Consider the following 21,113-nt stretch of genomic DNA (forward strand, 5'->3'; position numbering starts at 1 on the left):
CTAAATAATTAAACCCTAAAATTATGAAAACAGATTTTTATACTAAATTCATATTAACCGTAATTGCAGTATGTCTGACTATCTTAACATTACAAAATGTAGACATTATACCTAAAGCATATGCTGTTGAGAAAAATGATAATCTTAATGTACTAGCTACAAAAAATTATGGTTTAGTTCCTGTAAATGCAAATGGTACTATTGATGTAAATATTAAATCCTGTGCTCCAAGTTTAAACGTTAATGTAAACAATAAGGTCGATGTAAATATTGATAAAGTTGGCGGTGGTTATGTTTCTAGTGGCGGTCCGATTCCTGTGAAGATAAAGTAGGTTTCTTTTAAGGTGCAGAGGTGCAAAGGTTCTGAGGTACTAAGGTTTCTCTCTTAAGGCACAAAGGTTCTGAGGTTCTGAGGTACTAAGGTTTCCAAAGCTAGCGCGAGCGCAAGCGAAATAGCAAGCCAATAACATGTGTTATAAACATTACCAACGGTTTCAACCGTTGGAGCGCAATATATTATCTCAATCCGTATCACACGGTTGAAACCGTGGGCTATAAGTTTCTGAGCAATTCTAAATTATCAATTGTTAACTATCAATTATCATTTGTTAATTATCAATTGTCAACTAATCAATTAAAAAGTTTCTCCTGCATTAAGATAGAATCCTTTTGAGCTTCGTCCCCAAGCATAATCGACTATGAGGTTTGTGCGGGTGGCTTTATCAATTAATATGCGTAAACCGATACCCACAGCTGGTTGTACGTATTGAAAAAGCTTTTCCTTGGTATCTGAATTACTCGCTGTAGTAAAATTTGTAAACACAGTACCACTAAACATTTGGTTGCAAGTAATAGGAAATCTAAACTCTGTAGATAAATATACTAAGTTAGATCCTCTAAATAATCCTTGTGTATACCCTTCTCCGCTCCTACTACGCTGATCCCATCCTATTGCGGGTAAATTTAGGTAAGGAACTTTTCCGCTGGTTACAAACTGCCCATATGCCCAAAATGCCAAGATATAACGTTCGTTTGTTTTACTTAGCGGAATAAATTGTCTGTATTCTGTATATAATACATTACTATTTCGCTGATTATTGAATAAATCCGGATTTATTCGATAATTAAAATTTGCAAATATTCCATGCGTTGCATTTACCTGATTATCTCTGGAATCATACACGAGATTTAGACTAAAACCATTTACAAAATATTCTAAATCATTAAATCCATTTTCCTGACTATAATTGTAATGATAGGTATATTGCCCGTTGGCAACATCGAGGTTGTAATCTTTTATCGAAGCATACCAATCAATATCGATTCCTGCACCTACATAAAAATTCTTTTTTACTTCCCAGGACATCGTCTGATGGAATTTAAAATAATTATAATCCATAGGCTGAGCCAACGCATCAATATCAAAATCTGCATCTTGATTATTACCCGGAATAATTGAGGTTCCTAATCCGTAATTTGGCTGAGAAAAAACATACAATCTATAATCTCCGTTTAGGTATATTTTATTGCCTTTTAATAAAACACTATTCTTTGCATTAATAAGTAATTGCTTTTTTGTAGTGTACGTTACTCCCAAATTTATAATCGAATACTTATCTTCAAGTTCTTTTCCTTTAAATGTATATTGGGCAACTCCCCCAAACATAAATCCTGTAGCTGGTTGCGAACCAATTACAGGAATAACGAGAAAAAAACTGTTTTTAGCAGGTTTTTGATCCTTTAGTGTATCTTTCTTTTTGAATAGGTCAAAGAATGTTTTAGGTTCGCAAGTTGCTTTTTCGTTTTGTGCAATCGTACTATTTTGCATGAATATAACCAACAATATTATTGTCGCTTTAGTGAAGTATTTTTTCTTTCTAAAGAGTATATTCATCTACAAATATCATTTTGTTCCTAAAACTAATTATTCGACTGTTGCTACTACATCTGTTGCTGGTACAATTGGAACTATTTTTTTAATTGCTGGTATTTCCCATTTGCCTTTTAGCATTTGTTCATTTGGAGAATATACTCGCAATACGATATTAAAATCTCCTGATGATACTGGCAACCAATTACTTTCTCTAATTTTCCCTGGATATGATCTCTGAAAATAGATATCTATTGAACCATCTGCGTTTCTAATTAACTTATCACGATTACCTATCGTAAAACGATTCATCGGATTGCCTGCCGCGAATAATCCTTTAGAATCATAGGCTGTTAATGACCAGAAAACATTTGCCAATGGAACCTGATCTTTATTAAAGTGAATTGTATATTTATTAGCGCCATTAAGTTTTTCACCATCTTCGTCATTTATACAAAATGAGTAAATTAAATCTTGCGGAAGATTAATTTCTAATCCTGAGTATGCAATCTCGGCTCTGCGTTTATAGTCGGTTCCAAATACTCCTATTTTTGTATCTATTGGACTCCATCCATTTTCAAGCTTTGGTGGCGATTTAATGTCTTTATCTAACTCTCCTAATATTTTCTCAGGAAGTCCTCTTAAAGCAGCTTGTACGGAACTATTAAAGGAACTTAAATTGAATTTTGTTCCTGGTTTAATTCCTATCGTTGCAAGCAATTTTATTGTTTCGGCATCTGCTTCTTTTGGCGGATTGTTTGCCATTAACTGGTTTACATAATTAAAAAACTCTCCGATAGGTATTTTCGAAACAATTTCTGTTGGTGTACCTTTTGGTACCGATGAATCGATTTTTCCCATTGGTGCAATATAATCTGCTCCCCAACTGCTTAAAGGTATAAGTTTGTATAAGCGTTGTAGTTTGTAAACCTTTAGTCCATCGACATAACTATTCATCTGGATTCTGCTAATAATACGAACTATATTGGTTGGTGATTTAATCTCTTCCATTCCTATAGGAACAGGCTCATTAGATTTTGGTCCTGTTATTAAAAAATTTGCCGCAGTTATTCCTGTTGTTCTTTTGCCCACAGAGGAGAATACATTTGTATAAGCATCCTCCATAGAAAGTTGGTAATATCTACCATATGTATCTGGAACAGAAAGCACCACAGGCCCTTTACCCAAATCTAGCCAAGCCGATGAATAATAGGTGTCGGCATTAGGATATAAACCATTTTTAAGGGTTGCATCAGGAAACACCGATTTATGACTAAACTGGTTCATGGGTGCTACTACATTATTTGGCACCTCAGTATTAGTTAATTGTCTTCGGGTAATATCCATTATTACTAATGGTAATCCATATAAATAGGCTGCTTCAGCTGCTGCTATGATGGTATTATCATCGGCAACAGCAACTGTTTCTTTTGCCTTATCCTCTTTTTTTTCCTCTTTTTTGCATGCTATAAATAAGCAAATTATAAAAAGTGTAATAGTAAAGTTTTTCATAAGTTTTGGAATTTAATACAAAGCAAAATTATATACTTTGTAATTAATAAATATTCTCGAAACATCAATTATTAAAAAAATTATGTGACTAACTTAATTAAATTAAAAAATTTCTTACAAGTTACGTTTTATAATTAAACTCTCAAACCTTAAAATTAATTTTACTTTTTAACCTATCCTATTTAAACCTGCGAATTCTGTTGCATTTTACAATATGCAACAGAATTACTTAATTTAAGGCACAAAAAAATCCCGATTACAAAAAGTAGTCGGGATCATGCAAACTAACTAACCAACCATTGAAGCCCTAATTATTAAGCTCCAAAAGCATCTTTAGTGAACTATTTTAATTTAAATTTCACTTTCGTTTTAATGTCTGTAGAAGAAGCTCCAATTAATGCCTCAAAATCACCAGGTTCTGCAACCCAGTCATGTTTAACAGGGTCGAAAAAGCTTAAAGCAGCTTTATCTACTGTAATCGAAACTGTTTTTTCTTCTCCAGCTTTTAAGCTTACTTTTTCAAATCCTTTCAATTCTTTGATAGGACGTGGTAAAGAAGATTTTAAATCACTTATGTATAACTGAACTGTTTCTGAACCGTCTTTGGTTCCTGTATTTTTCACTTTTACAGTAAATGTAATTTTATCTGCAGCCGTTATTTCTTTCGCGCTAGCGGTAACATTTCCGTATTGAAAAGTAGTGTAGCTTAATCCGTGTCCGAAGCTGAACAATGGTTTTACTTTTTGCTTATCTGCCCAACGGTATCCTACAAATATACTTTCGTTATAAGTAACTTCTGGACCTCCAGGAAATTCTCCTAAAGCGTGTGCTCCATTATCTTTTAATTTTACTGGGAAAGTAAATGGTAATTTTCCTGATGGATTAGTATCCCCAACTAAAATTGATGCCAAAGCATTACCAGTTTCTGAACCTAAAAACCATCCTTGTACAATTCCTGGTACTTCGTTTACCCACGGCATTGCTACTGCATTTCCAGAAATATTTACAAATACAAGGTTTTTATTTGCTTTAAGCAATTCAGTTACAATTTTATCCTGATTGTACGGAAGGTCTAATGACAAACGATCTACACCTTCAGCATCTTGATGATTACTTTTGTTTAATCCACCAATAAACAATACAATGTCAGCTTTTTTAGCAACATCTATAGCTTCTGCTAATAATTGTTCTGCCGAACGTTTTTCTGATAAATCTTGCCCAGATGCAACTCCGTTATAACTACTTTCTGCATCTCCTACATATCCACGAGCATAGATAATTTCAGCTTGAGATCCGATTCTTTTCTTTAAACCATCTAATGGCGAAATTTCATATTTTGCTTTCAAAGATGAACTACCACCTCCTACTGTCATCATCTTAATTGCATTTTCTCCAATAACTGCAATTTTCTTAGTTTTGTTAAGATTAATTGGCAATATATTATTTTTGTTTTGCAATAAAACAATTCCTTCTTCGGCAATTTTACGACCTGCAAGACCATGCTCTTCCGTTCCAAACGAACCATAAGGTTTGTTTCTGTCCATTGTTGTAAGGAATGCCAATCGAAGTATGTTGCGTATTTTTTGATCTAATTCTTTCGTTCCTACTTTTCCTGATTTTATTAAATTCAGATATGGTTTTGCTAAATAATAGTTATCATATGCATTACTTGTTCCTGCAGATAAACCATTTGTCCATGTTCCGAATTCCATGTCCAGACCATTTGTAATTGCTTGTTCGGTATTACTAACGCCTCCCCAATCGGCAACAACAGCACCTTTAAAACCCCATTCTCCTCTAAGAATATCGTTTAACAAAAACTCATTGTGGCAGTTAGGTTGTCCTTTGTATTTATTGTAAGAACCCATAATTGTCCAGGCATCTCCTTCTTGAACTGCAGCTTTAAATGCCGGTAAATAGATTTCGTACAAAGCACGATCATCTACATTTACATTTACTGTATGACGATTTGTTTCCTGATTATTTAATGCAAAATGTTTTACACAAGCTGCAACTCCGTTTTCCTGAACACCTTTAATGTAAGGCACAACCATTTTTGAAGCCAAAAACGGATCTTCGCCCATGTATTCAAAATTACGTCCGTTAAGTGGTGATCTGTAAATATTTACTCCAGGCCCTAATAAAATATTTTTATTACGGTAACGAGCTTCCTCCCCTATAGATTTTCCGTATAATGCAGACATTTCTTTGTTCCAGGTTGCTGCAAGAGCAGTAAGCGCAGGAAATGCAATACAAGAATCATTTGTCCATCCTGCCTGATCCCATTCATCCCATAAAACTTCTGGGCGAATACCATGAGGACCATCGGTCATCCAGAAATCAGGAATTCCTAAACGTGGTACTCCAGGCGAACTAAATTTTGATTGCGCATGAACCATTGCTATTTTTTCTTCTAATGTCATTCTTGCAAGTGCATCCTCTACACGTTCCTGAATTGGCTTTTTATCATCTAGATAAACTGGCACTTTATTTTGTGCATTCATTCCGAATGAACCCAATAAAAGCAAAACAACAACTGCTTTAATGTTTCTAAACATAACTACTTATTTATTTTAATATAAAGACTAAACTTAAATTCTAGCTAATCTTAAACTAAGATTCCTATAATTAATATTGTAAAACTAAAACGTTATAGTTTACATAAGAAGTCTTATTATAGAAAAGTAGTGAATTAAAAACATAAAAAACTAATTAACAAATAGTTAATCAATTTTATAGCACAAAAAAAGTAGTAGATTTAAAATAAATTATTGCGTTTTGGCTACAATTAAGCCAATTTTAATAACCATTTCTTCAAAATCATTACGAGAAACTGCAGCCTTATTTCTCGCCCTTGTACGATAATTGTAAATGGTGCTTAATGAGTAACGAAGAAAAGCTGCGATTTTTACACTATCACTAATACCAAGACGTATTAATGCAAAAATTCGTAGTTCGGTATTTAATAATTCGCCCTGCTTAAGTACGATTTGTTCTTCTTTTATAAGCAAAGAATTAAAATCTTTTACAAAAGTGGGATATAGATTTAAGAAGATGGTATCAAAGTTCTTGTACAACTCTTCGAGTTCATTATCTACCAAGGTGGTTGATTTTAAAATTTTATATAACTCATCAAACTGTTTGGCGGTAGCCTTCTTGTTTAGGGTAATACGGTAATTTTCTAATTTATTGATGTAAGTAGAACAAAGACTAAAAAAATGCGCGATGTACTCTTCTTTAATATGATTAGATTCTGATAATTGAGCGTTTCTTTCTTGCAACTGATTATTTGTGTTACTAATATCAGCGTTTAGCTTTACCAGTTCTTCGCTTGTTTTCGAAAGTTCTTCTTTAATTCTCGAAACTCTTTTCATCTGCTTGTAAACATAAATTACAGCTACAACAAGAAAAACAGAAAGTATGCTTATAAATAAAAGGTACAATTGCAATTGACTTTTGCTTTTGGCTTCTTTCTCTAAATAGGCAGTATTGATAATCGAATATACTTCGGACATTTGTAGCGTACGGAATTGTACATTACAAAAAATAGCATCTTCGATAGCCGATCTTGTTAATTTATAAGCAGTATCTACATCTCCTAATTCATAATAAACCAATGCCAATTCCTGGATAGAAGCATTGTCTTTTATAGAGTTTTTTAAATCCGCAGTGGCAGAGATAGCGTAATATATTTTCTTTAATTCCAGATTCTCTTTCTTTTTATTGATGCTTCCCAAAAGATAAGCAATCATAGCATATTGCGGATTGTCATCATTTGTTTCTTTCAATAATTTTATCAAATCTTTTTCTGTACTATCAATTCTTCCTTCAGAAATATTCTTTTCGGCTAGATTGATCTTGTATTTCAGCGATTGCGGATTTAGTATTGCCAATAATGAATCACGATACTTTATAACCTGTTCTACATACATCGGATTATAACTATTGGTCGAATAATGCGAGAAAAACTCACGATATCCTTCATAGTAATCCGGAAGTAATTGTGGGGATAATTGCTTTTTGTTTATGCCTTTTAAAATTTCTTCGGACTCGCGGTATCTCCCCGACGAAGAATATAGATTTGCTAATTGTAATTGAGCCGTTTCTTCTAAATCTTTTTTATGAAGTTCATTGGCTATCTTCAGATTCTTTTTTACATAAAAAATAGCCGAATCTGAATCAAATTTTTGGTATTCCTTATATAAACTCTTGTTGTAATTATACTCCTGATAATCGGTTAAATCAGTCGATTTTATCTTTTTGAAATTAGCAATACGCTCTTCCTTTAACTCAACATATTTCTGCTTGTTCTTTAATGCTAAATTCAGTTTTACAAATACCGAATCGGCTCTGTTTTCAGCATAAGCAGGAAAGCATACAATAACAAGAAAAAGAAACAAAAGAGTATTTTTCAAAACCGTTTTTAGATATAAATAATTATGATAGCCAAAGATAGTAAAGTGCAATTAATTTTAAAGGTTCTTTCTTTATAAGGCTCATTCTTTATAAGGTTCTAAGAAACTAAGGTTCTAAGGCACTAAGAAACTTTGCGTAATCCTTTGCGAACTCTGCGGTTAAAATTTTGCCACAGATTAAAAGGATTTTTTTACTTTGCGCTTTGCGACCTTTGCGTAATCCTTTGTGAACTCTGCGGTTAAATTCCTTAATGGTAAATCGTTCTAAATGAAAAAAGCACCCAATCATGGATGCTTTTAATTTATCTTGTAAAAGATTCTGTTCTTATTTAAAATTGAAGCTAAATACAGCTCCTAATCCAAACTGATACGAAGCTACATAATCGGTTACAGCTACCGGACCATAATAATATGTCCAATAATAGCTATTTCCTACCGCAGTGCTCACAGATTGCAAATAGGCATTTAGGTTTATTGATAGTAATGAACTTGTTCTTAGTTTTACACCAGCTTTAACATCCCATGCAAAATTAGTATCGCTACCATTTCTTGGTATTTGGACAATTGCAACTCCAAGACCACCTCCTAAATAAGGGGAAACATTAGATGAACCTGTATCAAAATAATAAGTTCCTTCACCAAGAATAAAATTAAAAGTTGATTTATCATCACCTGCATTAATTTGATTTCCTAATATGTATATAGGTAAATCAACCTGCTGTCTTAAATATTTTAATTCGACAGAAGCGTTCTTTGTAATAAAATACTCAAAACCAGCACCATATTCAAATCCATCACCTACTTCACCAGAGGAATTATAATACGATACTTTATCAGAAAAAGTATATCCTCCGTATAGGTTAAGGGAAAAAGAATTTGCATCTTGGGCTTTCACTCCCATCGACACTAAAAAAACAACAAATAATAGACTGAAATGTTTCATAATTTTTGATTTTGATTATTAAAATGTAATTCCGTTAGGGGCAATAAAATAATTACAATCCTAAAATTAATCTTACTTTTTTAATCAGCCTATTTTTCTCAAATAAGTATGTTTCATTTTCTAAAATGGAACATAATTTGCCTAAAATCTCCAAAAAACTAAAAATTTGCGTTTTAAATAGTTAGTATTTTCTATCTAAAAAAATAAAAATTTAATTCTTTAATTTATCCCAAAAAGTCTTATTAATTTATAACTTCGGTTTTTTGACCAAAAATCTGGCGTGTCAAGTCAATATTTACGGAAGAAAAAGAGAAATCTAGTTTTTTAGATTATCTAAACAGAATCACATAAAGTAAACAATAGCAAAACGGCTGTTTTAATAAAAGACAGTACAAATTATTTAAAAATTAAAAAAACGCAATGCAGAAATTTAATGCTCTAAAATTTACCTTCATTTTAGTATCAACATTGGTAATAATTCAAAATGGAAATGCACAATCTAATAAAGGATTAATATCTCCATCTAATGCTACAATAAATAATACAGCTAAGCAAAAATTAGAAAATCAGAATCAAGAAAATGCAAAAAAATGGCTGATCAAAACTATTGAAACCAATTTTAATAAAGACACTTATGAAATGAGTGATATGACTACCAAAACCTATGCTCAGTATAAAAGCGATGCCATAAATATTGAGTATGATAATGGACTAACAGAGGAGTCTTTTAAAAAGAAATGGAAAAGTAAATTTGACACCAAATACGTTGGCATGAATGGTTTTCTTGTTCCAACACAAGATTATGGGAAAATAAAAGTATCTAGCTGCAAATTATTATATGTAATAAAAGACAAAGGCTTTGTTTTTGAAACCATAATTAAAGACCTTACTTTTAAAACAAGTTATAAAAGAGATATAAAAGTTATTCCTTCTGGCAAATCATTTTTAATAGCCGATGTTAAGGAATATTAATAAAAAACGAAACATATTTTCTTTATTAAAAACCAAGCAAATTTATAAATTCAGATTTCATTCAAAATTGAATTAGTAAATTGCAGTATGAAAATTTTAATAATAGAAGACGAATTAGAAATAGCTGCAAGTATAAAAAGCTATTTTAAGCCCAATGGTATTCATTGTGAGACATCTGGAACATACAAAGATGCTCTTGATAAAATCAATGCTTATGATTACGATTGTGTATTATTAGACTTGATGCTTCCTGATGGAGATGGTTTTGACATCTTAAAAGAATTAAAAAAAAGAAATAAAACCGAAGGCGTTATTATTATTTCTGCCAAAGAAACACTAGATACCCGAATTGAAGGTTTTAACCTTGGTGCCGATGATTATTTGACTAAACCATTTCATTTATCTGAATTACTAGTACGAATTCAAGCGCTTATTAGACGTAAAAACTTTAAAGGAAATAATAATGTTATCTTTAATGAAATTGTCATTGATATTCTTTCTAAAACTGTCACAGTAAACAATACCAGACTAGATATCACAAAAAAAGAAATAGACTTATTACTGTTTTTAATTGGTAATGAAACCAAGGTATTATCTAAAGGTGCTATAGCCGAACATCTTTCCGGAGATATGGCGGATATGCTCGACAATCATGATTTTGTTTACGCGCATATAAAAAACTTAAAAAAGAAACTAAACAATGCAGGAAGTGGCGATTATATAAAAACGGTGTATGGTTTAGGATATAAATGGGATAATGAATAAGAAACTTTTAAATAAAACAACGACCAGTTTTTTGATATTTTCAGTTTTTATACTGTTAATATCAGTTCCTGTTTTTTACTACATTACCGAGCGATTGTACCTGGAGGAAACCGATGAAACACTCACTTTACATAAGGATGAATTCTTAAAAAATGAGTTGTCAAAATTTGATAACAAAGACATCGCTTTGTGGAATAAATACAATCGAAACGTTCAAATTACCCCATCTCATATTGCTGCCAAAGACACCATTTTTAATAAAGTTTATTTTGATGAACTAGAAAACGAAAATGAACCTTACAGAGAACTTAATGCTCCAATTATAATAAAAGGGCAACCATACACTTACATAGGAAGAATTAACCTAATAGAGACTGAAGATTTGGTAACAAGTATTGCTATGCTATTTCTCGTTGTAATTGTCATTTTGCTTTTAGGGATATTAATCATTACCAAAATTTCGTCCCGAAAACTTTGGAAACCGTTTTACGATACGCTAGACCAAATTCAGGGATTTGAAATAGACAAAAACAAGACCCCTCGTTTTATGGATACTGATGTAGAAGAATTTGACCGTCTTAATAAAAGTCTTAATCGTCTTATCGAAAAAAATACTGATATTTATAACAATCAGAGAGAATTTGTCGAGAATGCTGCACATGAGTTACAAACCCCATTGGCACTTTTTCAGACAAAAATTGATACCCTTTTTCAGCTTGATATAACCCAAGAACAATCGGAGGTTTTAAGTTCTCTAAACAAAGATGTTTCCAGACTTAATAGGCTTAATAAAAATCTTTTGTTATTATCTAAAATTGAAAACGAAAATTATCTCGACAAGCAACCTATTGTTATAAATGAGTATTTAAAAAAACATCTCGATTTCTTTACAGAACAAGCAAAGGCCAAAAACCTCAACATAGTTATCGAATATACCGAAAAACTAAAAATAGAAGGAAATCCATCGCTAACAGAAGTACTTATTAATAATTTGTTTCTTAATGCTATTAGACACAATATTAAAAACGGAAAAATTAGCATTATAATTACTGGCGATTCTATTACGTTTTTAAATACTGGTCAGGAAACACCATTGGTTGTAGATAAATTATTCAATCGTTTTTCTAAATCAAACCCTTCATCACAAGGCAACGGACTAGGAATGGCGATTATAAAGAAAATAACTGAAATAAGTCATTGGAAAATAGACTACGCATTCGAAAATAATTTGCATCGTTTTACCGTTAAATTCTAAAAATTCAAACTTCCTACAGATTCCAAGAGTAATTTTGGCATAAATATTCATCAATCAAAAAATAAAAAAATATGAAAACCTCAATACTAACACTTTTTGCAATACTAACTTCGGCTTTTGCAATGGCACAGGCTCAAGATTTAGACCCAAAAGATGTTCCTGGAATTGTAAAATCGACTGTTTTAATAAAATTTCCAGATGCAACAAATATAAAATGGGAAAAAGAAAAGGATAATTACGAAGCCTCATTTATTTATGAAAAACAAGAACAATTTGCTTTATTAGATCCTTCTGGAAACCTCATCGAAACCGAAATAAAAATAACGAAAGACGATTTGCCTAATAGTGTTTTGCCATACGTTAAAGTTAATTACCGTCGCAAAAAAGTAAAAGAAGTCTCTAAAGTTACAGACGCAAACGGCAAAGTTTTTTATGATGTAGAAATCTATAAAAAAGATATACGATTTGACCATAAAGGAAATTTCGTAAAAGAAATCGACGAATAACCTACATCTTTCGTCTAGAGAACGTATCAGAATCTCCCTAGTCCTGATACATTTTTAACTGAAACACATTTTTAAAAACAGAATTTACAAATGCTATATGGAGTAATCATCTATAACTAGCAAAGGAATCTATTTGCCTATTTTTTCGGCAAAACAAATCATTGAATACCATATAAAATGAAAGCAAAAATAATTTTGTTGCTTGCTTTGGCTCTATTTATAGCTACAAAGACAACAGCACAAACCAAAACGGTTACCATATCTGGAATAATAAAGGATAAGACTTTAAAGTCTACAATTCCTTATGTAAACATTGTTTTAAAATCATCCAAGAATCAGTCATTTATTGCAGGAACAGTTAGTAACGAAGAAGGTCATTTTACATTATCGAATATTAACTCTGGGAATTATATCTTAGAAATTAGTTTCTTAGGATATAAAACAAAAAATCAATCCTTATATGTAGGTACATTATCTGAATTTCTTGATTTATCCAATATAAAGCTTGAAGAAGATATAAACACATTAAATGAAGTGGTTGTAAAAGCATCTAAAACGGATGAAGTATCGGCTAAAATGGATAAAAAAGTTTTCTCGGTAGCCGATAATATTACCCAAAGTGGTGGTTCGGTTTTACAATCTATGCAAAGTCTTCCCGGCGTTACTGTACAAGACGGAAAAGTACAATTGAGAGGCAATGATAAAGTAATGGTTCTTATAGATGGGAAACAAACTGCGTTGACTGGTTTTGGTAACCAATCGGGATTGGACAATATTCCTGCATCGGCAATAGAGAAAATAGAAATCATAAATAATCCTTCGGCTAAATTTGATGCCAATGGTAATGCAGGAATTATTAATATTATTTACAAAAAGAATAAACAAGAAGGTTTTAACGGAAAAATAGGTATTGCATCTGGATATGGTTCTTTATGGGAACGTAAAGCTAATTTGCCAACCATACGACCACAATACCAGGTTACGCCAAAAATTAATCCTTCGCTTTCGCTAAATTACCGCAAGAATAAAATAAACGCCTACTTACAAGCCGATTATTTATATACCGAAACACTCAATAAAAATGAGTTTGTTACCCGAACTTATGATGATGGTACTATTATAAACCAGCAAACAAAGAGAAATCGCAATACCCATTTTACAACTATTAAAACAGGACTTGATTGGAATTATAATGAGCAAAATACATTTGCATTCTCAGGTATGTTTGGGAGCGAAAAGATTATTGATAATGGCGATGAACCCTTTTTTAATCAAGACTATTCGGAACGTTTACGATTATGGCAATTTCTAGAAGATGAATTAAAAACAACAGCAATGGTTTCGGCATCCTACCAACATAAATTTAAAGAAGCTGGTCATAAATTAAACGCAGGAATTAATTACACCTATCACAGAGAAGACGAGAAGTATTTCTTTGATAATATTATGCCTACCTTTACAGGAAAAGATTCCTTTAAACTACTATCTGATGAAAAAGTAATAGATATAAATGTCGATTATGTTCAGCCTTTAAAATACGGTCGTTTTGAAACTGGATTAAAATTCCGAAACAGAGAAATCCCTACCAATATGCAATTTTTTCCTGGTATAAATTCTCCTTTGGATCCAAATGCTGGTGGTTGGGCAACCTACAAAGAAATTATCCCGGCATTGTACGGAAACTATATATTCGAAAATAATAAAATCGAAGCCGAAGCTGGTTTACGTGTCGAATATGTTAAGTTACAATATGATGTAAATCCCAACCATCCTACATACAAAAGTGATGGTTACGATTATACACAGCCCTTCCCTAGCCTTCGATTTGGTTATAAAATAAATGACAAGAATAAAATAACGGCTTTTTATAATCGTAGAGTCGATAGACCGAATGAAGTAGATATTAGAATTTTTCCTAAATATGATGATGCCGAAATTATAAAAGTCGGGAATCCTGCCTTAAAGCCACAGTTTACTAGCACATTTGAACTTGGTTACAAAACGAACATTAATAAAGGTTATTTATTTGCATCGCTTTACCATCGGTTTGTAAACGGTACTATAAGCCGCATAGCAACCACAGCGCCAGATAGTAATCTTATATATAATGTTTTCCAGAATGCAAACAGAAGCTCATCTACAGGTATAGAAGTAGTATACGCTAAAGAAATTAACTCTTGGTATTCTTTTAATTTAAACGGAAACGGATATCAAAATGATATAGAAGCATTTACTGTTACCAATTTATATCCTGTGCCAACAACCTATTTTGGAAAAAGACAACAGATTTTTTCTGGAAATATAAAATGGAACAATACTTTTCAGTTAAATAAATCTACCAGTGGTCAATTATCTGCCGTATATTTGGCCCCTGATATAATTCCGCAAGGAAAAATAAATTCTCGTTTCTCGATAGATTTAGGAGTTAAAAAAACTGTTCAGAAAGGAAAAGGCGAAATTTTTCTTAATGCAACAGATATTTTAAATACCCTTGTAATCAAGAAAGAGATTCAAGGCGATGGCTTTAGCTATAACAGTCGTGATTACTATGAAACACAAGTTGTACGATTTGGTTACAGTTATAAATTTTAAAATTATAATTCAGAATTTGATTAGAAACTTTAAGCCATTTTATTCATAAAAACACTAGATTGCGCACTATATTTTTTACAAAAAAATTAAAATAAATAATGACATATATTCACTTTATAGTTAACCCAATTTCAGGCAATGGTAAACACAATATTACAGGAGATTTTTTAAAAGATTCTTTCCCTAGTTCTGAATTTAAAATCGAAATTGATTACACAAACCACAAAAAACATGCTATCGAATTAACGAAAGCTGCTGTAGCTAATAATCCAGACTATATCGTAGCTTGTGGTGGTGATGGTACTATAAATGAAGTTGCTTCTTGCCTTATTGGTACTTCTATAAAATTAGGAATTATCCCTGTGGGTTCAGGAAATGGTTTGGCATCCAATCTAAATATTCCAAGAAAATTTGAAAAAGCAATCGAAATCATCCGTAAAGGAACTATTTCTACTATAGATGTTGGTAAAATAAACAATCAGTATTTTTTTAGTAATACAGGAATCGGAATCGATGCAATGATTATAAAAAAATATGAGAACTCAGGCAAACGTACGCTTATCGCTTATGTAAAAGCAGCATTATCATCTAGTCTTGAATTTAAAACTCAAGAAACAAAACTGTCTTTTGATAATAAAGAGATAATTGCAAATCCGTTTTTATTATTCATTTCAAACTCTAACGAAATGGGATATAATATGAGCTTAACGCCAAAGGCAAGTCTTAACGACGGCTGGCTGGATATGATAGTAGTACCTAAATTATCGTTTCTTGAAAAAATGACACTTGGTTACCATGTATTACGTAACACTGTCGAAAAATTTAAAAAAGCCCAACATACATTAATACAAGATTTAACGATAGAAGTTCCTACAGCAACATCTCTAGATGCGCAAATAGATGGAGAATCATATAATCTTAAAACCAATAGCATAAAGGTATCTATCATTAAAAATGGACTTACCGTTATTACCGACTAAAGAAAATCAGAGTATTTTTTTACTATTCTTACTATAAGCCTCAATAAAATGAGGCTTATATTTTTTATGCTTTATATAACATAGGTTTTTTGATTATATTTGAAAGCTAAATCGATTTATTAACAACTATTATTTCATTGCAATTATGGATCTGAAACTTTTCATTCCTCAAAGTAAATTATTGCAAAATTATATCGATTATTTTTATATTCTAAAAAAAGCTCCAGATACAGAAAACGTTCGCTATTATACTTTTCCTTACGTAAACTCTATTGTTTCTATTAATCAATATCCAGAGTTTATATTCGAAAAGAACAAACTAACCGTTGATAAAAACATCAATAATCCGTTACTAGCCACGCTTATATGCGGATATACAAAACCAATTGAAATAAGCATTCCAGGTTATATTCACGAAATCACGATTAGTTTTAAGCCATTAGGATTAAATGCTTTTTTAGAAAAAAACCTCAACTTTTATAACGGAAAATCCTTCTCGTACTTTAATCCGTTTAGTGATTTTAGTGCTTCGATGTCGGATATTATGAATACCGTTTTAGCAGAAGATAAAATAAAAAAGTTAGAGCAGTATTTCATTAGTAAATTCAAAGGATTTAGTCATCCATTTTTAGGGTCAATTCTTAAAGATATGCAAAATACTGAAGGGAATTATACGATTAAAGATCTTGCCGATAAATATAAAATAAGTCGTAAAACATTATGCAAACATTTTGAAATACATATTGGTAAAACCCCATCCGAACTCCGCAAGATTATTAGGTTTCGTCAGGCAATGCACCAACAAATGAATATGCGTACAAAAAATAATTTTTCGGATATGACTTATCAGCTTGATTTCTTTGACCAATCGCATCTTATCAAAGATTTTAAATCTATAACTGGCTTTACACCTAAGTCATTCTTCAACAGAATAACGGCACATGAAGGCGGAAATATTAATTGGTTATATATATAATTACTTAGGGTTACATTTTTACAATTTTAGAAGAATACAACTAGATATTTTTGTTAGATAATTCCCATATTTCATAATCACAATCAGTATGCTTGTAACATTAATTACAATCTTATTTAGGATGATCTTAAATCTGATTTAGAAAAAAACGGAAACAAATTTAACCTCATAATAGACCAGAAAACCAGTAGATTGAGAAAAATGCAAAAATAGAGCCGCGCTATTTTTGCATTAATTTTTTAAGAGAAGCAATAAACTCCTAAAATTAGAGCAAAAAGCTAATCATATAAGTTATCTAAGTCCATTTAAATAAAGTTTTTACAAAGCTTATATTTCCTTAAATTACTTACATGGTTTTAAACAAATCTATATGTTCTAAAACCCCATAGCAAACCCAAACCCTATTTGTTTGCCATTATAAAAAGGAGTAATCACCGAAGTAACTCCTTTTTCTCTTTCACCAAAAATTTTCTTAGTTACATAAGGACTTACCCAGTACGCTATTTTTGTACTCAAGATACCTATTCCTGCACCAGCAGCAACATCAGTAAGCCAGTGTCTATCGTTTACCATTCTAAATATTCCTGTTCCAGTTGCAACAGCATAACCCGCAATACCATACCATATCGATTTATCCTTATATTCCTGATATAAAAATTCGGCTCCCGCAAAAGCAGTTGCAGTATGTCCCGAAGGAAATGAGTTATTCGAACTCCCGTCTGGTCTTTCAATCTTGGTAATAGATTTTAAAGCTAATACAGTCGCTGTCATAATAACATAAGATGTCCCTAAGATTATAGTCCTGTCTTTTAAATTATTCTTTCCTTGAACCCCTAACCCATTCAAAGCATAAACAGAAACTGCCGGAGCATATTGCGAAAAGTCATCAACTGTTATTCTGGTATCAATATCCTCTTTTACTTCATCATGAATTTGAGAGTTGAAACCTTTTAACTGATCACTTTCAAGACCAATAATCCCATAACCAATTAAAACACCAGGAATAATCAGTTGTTTGTAATTGAATTTCAAATTCTGAACCGTATCATTTTTCACAGTTACAGTATCTTTTACAGTATTTTGAGCTTTAAGAGTTATAACGCTCAACAATGAAAATAGAATGATTTTTAGCATTTTTTTAAAGATTATAAATTAATAATACAGAAGTGAATAAACGAACAAGCGTAATTTTTCTTCATAACAACTATTTAAAATGTTTTTGGTTTTATAAATTTAATGCTAAATGCTAAATATTAAGTAATATCGATGTTGTATTATACTACAAATTTCATATCCAATTTTGAATAAATTCTGCATTTTGAATAAACTCTCCTATCTTTTTAATTAATATCTTCGCTAAGTCCTAAATCATATAACAACTTTTGCATGAAATTTATTTAAATGAAAGAAGATAGCTCCATAAGACAACGAACTATAACAGCAATAAATCGATCTGTAATGAATCCAGAGGAATGGCTTTATTCTAAGGTTTCAACTGATTTAAAAAATGATACTTTTTTATTTGAGGATAATGAATTACCTATTTTTGAAATTGAAACCTCAAAAGCAAAAACAATTATTACAACTCGTCGCATTTTAGAAAAAGAGAATGAAAATTTGAAACTAATTAGTTTTGATGATATTGACGATATAATTTTTGGAGATTTTAAAGGACAAATAAATAAACCTGAATTATCAATATTCCGAATTGTAGATATTTACGGTGAAGAACAAAATTTTCAGATGGAGACAGGAAAAGCTGCAATTGGATTGATTAAAAGTATTCAGACTGTTATAAAACTAAATACAAATATAAATAGTAAAATCCGATATGAATTCTAAACTTATTCTTCTAGCATTAACACTAATAATAATTGCAAGTATATTTTATTCTTGTAAACCCAAAAAAGAAAATGAAGTCCAGGAAATTGATCCTAGTAAAATACAACTAGGCCCAATAGTTCATAATGAATTAACTGAAGAACAGATTGAAAAAATAACAAAGATACAATCTTCCCTTGCTGATGTGTTGCCTATAAGTTTAGAAGAAACCATAACAAATTTTAAACGGGATAGAAATCCAGATAACGAAATTAATATTTGGTTAGAAATGCTGAGCGCTTATGAAAAATTTATTTCAAAAGAAGGAAATGAAATTACACTAAATAAAAAAACAGAAGTTTTTCAACTAATTTTAATGCGTTCAATGATGGATGAGCAAGAAGCTATAGCCAAAGTTGATTGTAAAATTTTAACTAAAAATGAAATAAAAGAGATTTTTAGTTATTATCAAACAAAGCCAAAACCTTTATCAATTGAAAAACGCTAATATTCTTTAAAAATAATAAAACCTAATAGCATACAAATTGAAATTAATACCCTTTTTAAACCCCGAAACAAACAAAACAGCCTATAAATGTGATTGTTGTGATGTTATTTATAACGACCTTCCGCTTTGTTTTGGTTCCGATTATCCTGAATATTATTTCTCTGTTCCACCAGAAGAAAGAGAAGAAAGAATTCAACTCGAAGAAAGTTTATGCGTTATCGATGATAAATACTTTTTTCATCGTGGCAGACTAACAATTCCGATTATTGATCATCATGAAGATTTTGCTTTTGATATTTGGACATCTATAAGCGCAGAGAATTTTGAAATCAGAATAAATTTGTGGGAAGACGAAAACCGAACCAAACAAGAACCTTATTTTGGTTGGCTACAAACCATGGTTCCTAATTACGGAGAAACGTTAAGCTTAAAAACAATCGCTATAGAGCAAGAACTTGGATTTATTCCTGAGATTAAATGTATCGAAGAAAATCATCCGCTAACCATCGACCAAGAAAACGGAATAACATTTGAAAAAGCAAAAGAAATGGTTGAAAATATATTGAGACAATCTCATAATTTATAATTCAAGAATGAAAAAAAGTATATTATTTCTAATGTTTTTACTCTTAGCATCGTGTAATGAATCTGAACCAAAAAGACAACGGATTAAATCCGGATTCATTAATAAGCCAGGAATATATTCTGTTTTTCAAAGAGATCTTAAAACTAAAAAAATAGTTTTAAAGCAATTTAAAGATGAATCTATAATATTTGCAATAACTGATATTCATAATAAAATATTATTTCAACAAGATTTAAATGAAACCTTTAGTGCTTATCATTATTGGTGTTTATATGTTGATGAGCATGCTAATGTATGGTATTATAATTCTGATTATGATTCTCCAAAAGCTATTATATTAAATCCTGAGACAGAATTATATGAGGTTAAGGATTTTTGCAAAACAAAGTTATTATTACCGACAGAGTTTAGAAAGGAATTAGAACTGAAAAATGCATTCACAAATTGTAAGTCATTCAATTAATCAAAAAGAAATTTTAAAGTGATTTAATAAAACAATCATCTAAACTAGCCCATGAAAATAAGTCATGCATTTTATATCGCAATTATTCTATTCTCATTTCTGTTTACTTCTTGTACAGAGAAGAATTCCGATGACCCAAATGAAGTATATGAATTATGGTCTTTTCGTGAACCCGAAAAGGATATAAAAATTACTAACGGACAATATTGGCAATCTGCACATTTTACACGAGAATATGAAATGTATCTGGAACTATATGCATCTCCCGAATGGCTAGATGAATTCATCAAAATAAATAATTTAAAAGTTCACACCTCCCAAATTTATTTACCAGATGATGCTCCTTCTTGGTTTAAACCAAAAATAGGTTTGATCGCTTTTTCATCTCCTAACAACCTAACATCAATCTATTTTATAGATTTTAAAAAAGGATATTTACTTTTTCATGAAATGCAATTATAAAATAGATTCTTTTTTCAATTCAACCCAGTAGTTTGTCATTAACATCTAAATTTTTCCATACTCCCCACGCTAAAGCAAAACAAAAGCATATCTTTGAAAAATATGAAAAACAAAAGAACCTATCCTAAAAACATGCGACTTGTCGTGATACTACTTGCTGTGGTGTTTGCGCTTACTCCATGTTCGGTAAAAAGTTCTTTATTTGCTGCTTTTGATATAGAGTACTTCCAAACGCTTAATAAGAACCAAACTACCCAAACAGCAGTTTCTTATTGCGAAGTAGAAGAATCAAACGTTAATCAGTCAGAAAATAGCGTTGAGAAACTCCACAAACAAATTCCTGTTTTACCCGTTTCTGTTTCTCGAAATCAAATCATATTAGCAACAGCATTACATAAAAAAGATATTTATGTAAATGTAGCCGCTGTAAACACTCCCCCTTTGTATATTTTATATAAACGATTAAAATCCGATTTGGCATAATCCA

The 21,113-nt window shown here is 31.2% G+C and carries 20 protein-coding genes; 14 read left to right on the top strand and 6 right to left on the bottom strand.

The window, feature by feature from the left end; all coding sequences use genetic code 11:
- Positions 1–23 precede the first annotated feature (23 nt).
- Positions 24–332 carry a hypothetical protein gene (locus OA93_RS20105; protein WP_039115724.1) on the top strand — a complete coding sequence of 103 codons (309 nt, stop codon included), beginning with the start codon at positions 24–26 and terminating at the stop codon, positions 330–332.
- Positions 333–634: 302 nt separating this feature from the next.
- Here OA93_RS20105 and OA93_RS20110 read toward each other — a convergent pair whose 3' ends face one another.
- From OA93_RS20110 to OA93_RS20135, 5 genes are all read right to left on the bottom strand, one after another.
- Positions 635–1,894 carry a BamA/TamA family outer membrane protein gene (locus OA93_RS20110; protein WP_039115726.1) on the bottom strand — a complete coding sequence of 420 codons (1,260 nt, stop codon included), beginning with the start codon at positions 1,892–1,894 and terminating at the stop codon, positions 635–637.
- A 30-nt stretch (positions 1,895–1,924) separates the two neighbouring features.
- On the bottom strand, positions 1,925–3,382 hold the full coding sequence (locus OA93_RS20115) for a DUF1254 domain-containing protein (RefSeq protein WP_052259539.1): 1,458 nt from the start codon (positions 3,380–3,382) through the stop codon (positions 1,925–1,927).
- 341 nt (positions 3,383–3,723) lie between these two features.
- A complete protein-coding gene (locus OA93_RS20120) occupies positions 3,724–5,940 on the bottom strand; it encodes a glycoside hydrolase family 3 C-terminal domain-containing protein (protein WP_039115727.1) in 2,217 nt (738 codons plus the stop codon).
- Positions 5,941–6,150: 210 nt separating this feature from the next.
- Complete coding sequence (locus tag OA93_RS20125; RefSeq protein WP_052259540.1) at positions 6,151–7,797, bottom strand: DUF6377 domain-containing protein; 1,647 nt, start codon at positions 7,795–7,797, stop codon at positions 6,151–6,153.
- 325 nt (positions 7,798–8,122) lie between these two features.
- The gene (locus OA93_RS20135) at positions 8,123–8,740 is read right to left on the bottom strand and encodes an outer membrane beta-barrel protein (RefSeq protein WP_039115730.1); all 618 of its coding nucleotides are present in this window, start codon (positions 8,738–8,740) and stop codon (positions 8,123–8,125) included.
- A 420-nt stretch (positions 8,741–9,160) separates the two neighbouring features.
- Here OA93_RS20135 and OA93_RS20140 point away from each other — a divergent pair, with 420 nt between their 5' ends.
- The 7 genes from OA93_RS20140 (at position 9,161) to OA93_RS20170 (ending at position 16,786) form a co-directional block, all read left to right on the top strand.
- Positions 9,161–9,712 carry a hypothetical protein gene (locus OA93_RS20140; protein ID WP_052259541.1) on the top strand — a complete coding sequence of 184 codons (552 nt, stop codon included), beginning with the start codon at positions 9,161–9,163 and terminating at the stop codon, positions 9,710–9,712.
- 87 nt (positions 9,713–9,799) lie between these two features.
- Positions 9,800–10,477 carry a response regulator transcription factor gene (locus tag OA93_RS20145; RefSeq protein ID WP_039115732.1) on the top strand — a complete coding sequence of 226 codons (678 nt, stop codon included), beginning with the start codon at positions 9,800–9,802 and terminating at the stop codon, positions 10,475–10,477.
- The gene (locus OA93_RS20150) at positions 10,470–11,732 is read left to right on the top strand and encodes a HAMP domain-containing sensor histidine kinase (protein WP_039115734.1); all 1,263 of its coding nucleotides are present in this window, start codon (positions 10,470–10,472) and stop codon (positions 11,730–11,732) included. Before OA93_RS20145 ends, OA93_RS20150 begins: the two co-directional genes overlap by 8 nt.
- Before the next feature lie 71 nt (positions 11,733–11,803).
- Positions 11,804–12,238, top strand: coding sequence for a PepSY-like domain-containing protein (locus tag OA93_RS20155; protein ID WP_052259542.1), 435 nt, complete (start codon positions 11,804–11,806; stop codon positions 12,236–12,238).
- A 177-nt stretch (positions 12,239–12,415) separates the two neighbouring features.
- The gene (locus OA93_RS20160) at positions 12,416–14,830 is read left to right on the top strand and encodes a TonB-dependent receptor (protein WP_039115736.1); all 2,415 of its coding nucleotides are present in this window, start codon (positions 12,416–12,418) and stop codon (positions 14,828–14,830) included.
- Positions 14,831–14,928: 98 nt separating this feature from the next.
- On the top strand, positions 14,929–15,810 hold the full coding sequence (locus OA93_RS20165; RefSeq protein ID WP_039115738.1) for a diacylglycerol kinase family protein: 882 nt from the start codon (positions 14,929–14,931) through the stop codon (positions 15,808–15,810).
- Between the two features lie 145 nt (positions 15,811–15,955).
- Complete coding sequence (locus OA93_RS20170) at positions 15,956–16,786, top strand: helix-turn-helix domain-containing protein (protein ID WP_039115739.1); 831 nt, start codon at positions 15,956–15,958, stop codon at positions 16,784–16,786.
- A 375-nt stretch (positions 16,787–17,161) separates the two neighbouring features.
- On the opposite strand, the gene OA93_RS20175 is transcribed toward OA93_RS20170, so the two are convergent.
- Positions 17,162–17,920: a phosphatase PAP2 family protein gene (locus tag OA93_RS20175; protein WP_039115740.1), complete on the bottom strand. Its 759-nt coding sequence runs from the start codon at positions 17,918–17,920 to the stop codon at positions 17,162–17,164.
- Positions 17,921–18,187: 267 nt separating this feature from the next.
- Between OA93_RS20175 and OA93_RS20180 the strand changes: the two genes are divergently transcribed.
- The 6 genes from OA93_RS20180 (at position 18,188) to OA93_RS20205 (ending at position 21,109) form a co-directional block, all read left to right on the top strand.
- On the top strand, positions 18,188–18,628 hold the full coding sequence (locus OA93_RS20180) for a hypothetical protein (RefSeq protein ID WP_039115742.1): 441 nt from the start codon (positions 18,188–18,190) through the stop codon (positions 18,626–18,628).
- Complete coding sequence (locus OA93_RS20185) at positions 18,618–19,115, top strand: hypothetical protein (protein ID WP_039115743.1); 498 nt, start codon at positions 18,618–18,620, stop codon at positions 19,113–19,115. The genes OA93_RS20180 and OA93_RS20185 overlap by 11 nt, the downstream gene beginning before the upstream one ends.
- 37 nt (positions 19,116–19,152) lie before the next feature.
- The gene (locus OA93_RS20190) at positions 19,153–19,701 is read left to right on the top strand and encodes a DUF2199 domain-containing protein (RefSeq protein ID WP_052259543.1); all 549 of its coding nucleotides are present in this window, start codon (positions 19,153–19,155) and stop codon (positions 19,699–19,701) included.
- Between the two features lie 7 nt (positions 19,702–19,708).
- Positions 19,709–20,164 carry a hypothetical protein gene (locus OA93_RS20195; RefSeq protein ID WP_039115744.1) on the top strand — a complete coding sequence of 152 codons (456 nt, stop codon included), beginning with the start codon at positions 19,709–19,711 and terminating at the stop codon, positions 20,162–20,164.
- 51 nt (positions 20,165–20,215) lie between these two features.
- Positions 20,216–20,626, top strand: coding sequence for a hypothetical protein (locus tag OA93_RS20200; protein ID WP_039115745.1), 411 nt, complete (start codon positions 20,216–20,218; stop codon positions 20,624–20,626).
- Positions 20,627–20,728: 102 nt separating this feature from the next.
- Positions 20,729–21,109: a hypothetical protein gene (locus OA93_RS20205; RefSeq protein WP_039115747.1), complete on the top strand. Its 381-nt coding sequence runs from the start codon at positions 20,729–20,731 to the stop codon at positions 21,107–21,109.
- Positions 21,110–21,113: the final 4 nt, after the last annotated feature.

The sequence above is a fragment of the Flavobacterium sp. KMS genome, from assembly GCF_000813005.1.
GTDB lineage: Bacteria > Bacteroidota > Bacteroidia > Flavobacteriales > Flavobacteriaceae > Flavobacterium.